A 2,781-nucleotide genomic window follows, 5' to 3' on the forward strand; every position below is an offset into this window, starting at 1 on the left:
CCGAGATCTTTCACCCGGGCCTGTAGCTCTTTTTCCTTAAGCTCGAGGAGATTCTGAAAACCCGCTGCAGCAGGATGGTTTGCAATCACGAAAATCTCAGCGGTTGGTTTTTTGTTACTGCAGTTGTAGATCTTGCGAATTTGAAGTGAGCCGGTGCTGCTTAGCAAAAATTCTTCTGCCAGTGTCGTTTCAGCGCCGGAGTCCAGCGTCAGGGAAGGGGGCAGATCGGTAAACTCACAGGTGATCTCAACATTCTCCTGGCCACTATGAATACAGGCATCCCCTTTTTCAATGGATACCACGCTGTTATTGAAGAAGATCTCCAGCGCTTCCAGGATCGTCGATTTACCAATATCGTTGCGTCCGACAAAGGTTGTCAGGTCATCAAGCTCAACGCTTACTTCATCGTAAGCACGCGGTGAACTCACATTGTTAATCCTTGTGCGACTCGGCACGCTTGAACCTCATGTTCACTACGCAGGTTCCCCCATGCCAAAATCTCGCCATACCCTCCAACAACAGCAGCAACATGTCGCCGACTGGCAATTCAGCGGCCTGTCCCGCACTCAGTACAGCCTGCAACACCATCTCAATGTCAAAACCTTTTGCAACTGGGTCGGCAAGTGGACCAAAATCCCAACGTCACCGGCCGCTGAACCCCCTTTTATTCCGGTGACTGTTGCCCCTGAAGAGGCACCGCTATCCCTCCCCAACATAGACCCGCATATGCCCGCCATTACCCTGAATTTAAAACGGTGCTCCATCACCTGCCAGCCCAGCCAGTTGCCGGCCATCATGGCGGAGCTCAACCTATGCTAATGCCTCATGCCATCTGGCTGGCCCGTGAGCCGACCGATATGCGCCGGGGTATTGATACCCTGACCCGGCTGGCCGATGAACACTTGCCCTCGCCCTTACCGCCGGGAACCGCGGTGGTTTTCTGCAACAAGGCACGCTCACGCATCAAAGTGTTGCAGTGGGACAAGCACGGCGTCTGGCTGTGCACCCGCCGGTTGCATCAGGGCCACTTCACCTGGCCCCGCCCCGGGGATACCGCCTGGCCGCTGACGGCAGAGCAGTTCGCCTGGCTGACCAAGGGGGTAGACTGGCAACAGGTTGAGGGGCTTGACCTGCCGGGCTGGGAAACCTGAGACGTTAAACGTTAACGTCATGATATGACGTGATTATCACCGTCCGTTATGTCAAGCTGCTGATATGGATATCGACGCGCTGTTTACCACACAAGATCCCCATGAGTTACGTGTCCGGGCTCTGGCCCTGCTCGAAGCTCAGGCTCACTACATCCAGGCCCTGGAAGACGCGCTGAAGGCCGGCCGTCGCTGGCGCTTCGGCCGCAAGAGTGAAGCCTTCCAGGGCGAACAGCGGAGCCTGGCGGAAGAGGATGTCGATGCCGACACCGCCGACCTGGAACAGCAGTTGGCGGCGGTGTTACCGGCAGGCAAGGCGCTCCCTGGCACACCGCCCAAACGCCAGCCATTGCCGCCAGAGTTATCCCGTGAAACGGTCCGTCTTGACCTGAGCAGTCATGACTGCCCCGACTGCGGGCACGCCCTGCGCCCCCTGCGTGATGAGGTGAGCGAACGGCTGGAGTACATTCCGGCTCGGGTGGTGGTGCATCGCACGGTGCGCCCGCACTACAGCTGTCCCTGCTGTGAAACCGTCCATACCGTTCCCTTACCGCCTCAGCTTATCGAAAAAGGCCAGCCCGGTCCGGGGTTGTTGGCCCAGGTCACCGTAGCCAAATGCAGTGACCATCTGCCGCTATACCGTCAGCAGAAAATCTACCTGCGTCACGGTATCGATATTCCCTGCAGCACGCTGGCTGGTTGGTTCGGTGCGGTGGGGGCGGCACTGAAGCCACTGGCCGACGCCCTGCGGCAGGACCTGCTGCAGCAAGCGGTACTGCAGGCGGATGAGACACCGTTACTGTTGCTCAATCCCGAAAAAGGTCACAGCCAGAAGGGGTATCTGTGGGCCTACGTCAGCGCCGCCGGGGCAGACAGGGCGGTGGTGCTGTATGACTGCCAGCCGGGCCGCAGTGGCACCTATGCCAGCGCGATGCTGGATAGCTGGCAGGGTACGTTGGTCGTGGACGGCTATGCCGGTTACCGGGCGCTGTTCGACGAAGGTAGCGTGAAGGAAGCCGGCTGCTGGGCGCATGTGCGTCGGAAGTTCTTCGACCAGCACAAGGCGAACGGCAGTCCGGTGGCAGAAATCGCCCTGGCCACTATCCGCGAGCTGTACAACCTGGAGCGACGGATAAAGCAGCGCCCGGCAGAACAACGACGACGATGGCGACACCGTTATGCCAAACCGCGGTTGAAGGCGTTCGAAAGCTGGTTACAGGTGAAGCAGCAGAAGACGGCACCAAACTCGGGGATACGCAAGGCCATCGACTATACGTTGAAGCGATGGGCGGCGTTACTGGTCTATCTGGAGGATGGTCGGGTACCGATAGACAACAACCGGGCGGAGAACGTGATACGTCCGGTGGCGGTTGGGCGCAAGAACTGGCTCTTCGCAGGCAGTCTGCGAGCGGGTCAGCGAATGGCGAATATCCTGAGTCTGCTGGAGACGGCAAAGCTGAACGGTTTGGAGCCGTATGCCTGGTTGCGTGATGTACTGACGCGGTTGCCGTCGTGGCCGAACCGGCGGTTGAATGAGCTGCTGCCGTACGCCGGCAATACCTTCCGTTAGTCCTCTGAAAATCCAAAACACAAACTCACCTTGCAACGCAAGGTGAGTTCACCACGTGCTTAC

At 58.6% G+C, this 2,781-nt stretch carries 4 protein-coding genes; 3 read left to right on the forward strand and 1 reads right to left on the reverse strand.

What is annotated here, in order from left to right; genetic code table 11:
* The coding region (locus ADK28_RS27710) for an AAA family ATPase (protein WP_048797243.1) at positions 1-428 on the reverse strand (428 nt) is incomplete at its 3' end.
* 61 nt (positions 429-489) lie between these two features.
* Here ADK28_RS27710 and tnpA point away from each other — a divergent pair.
* The 3 genes from tnpA to tnpC all read left to right on the forward strand — a co-directional run bounded on the left by tnpA (position 490) and on the right by tnpC (position 2,718).
* Positions 490-819, forward strand: a complete 330-nt coding sequence (gene tnpA, locus ADK28_RS31920; RefSeq protein ID WP_049191698.1) for an IS66 family insertion sequence element accessory protein TnpA — start codon at positions 490-492, stop codon at positions 817-819.
* Positions 813-1,151 carry an IS66 family insertion sequence element accessory protein TnpB gene (gene tnpB / locus ADK28_RS27715; RefSeq protein WP_048795397.1) on the forward strand — a complete coding sequence of 113 codons (339 nt, stop codon included), beginning with the start codon at positions 813-815 and terminating at the stop codon, positions 1,149-1,151. The genes tnpA and tnpB overlap by 7 nt, the downstream gene beginning before the upstream one ends.
* Before the next feature lie 64 nt (positions 1,152-1,215).
* Positions 1,216-2,718, forward strand: a complete 1,503-nt coding sequence (gene tnpC, locus ADK28_RS27720; protein WP_048795398.1) for an IS66 family transposase — start codon at positions 1,216-1,218, stop codon at positions 2,716-2,718.
* Positions 2,719-2,781: the final 63 nt, after the last annotated feature.

The organism is Serratia sp. 506_PEND, assembly GCF_001076875.1.
Lineage (GTDB): Bacteria > Pseudomonadota > Gammaproteobacteria > Enterobacterales > Enterobacteriaceae > Serratia > Serratia marcescens.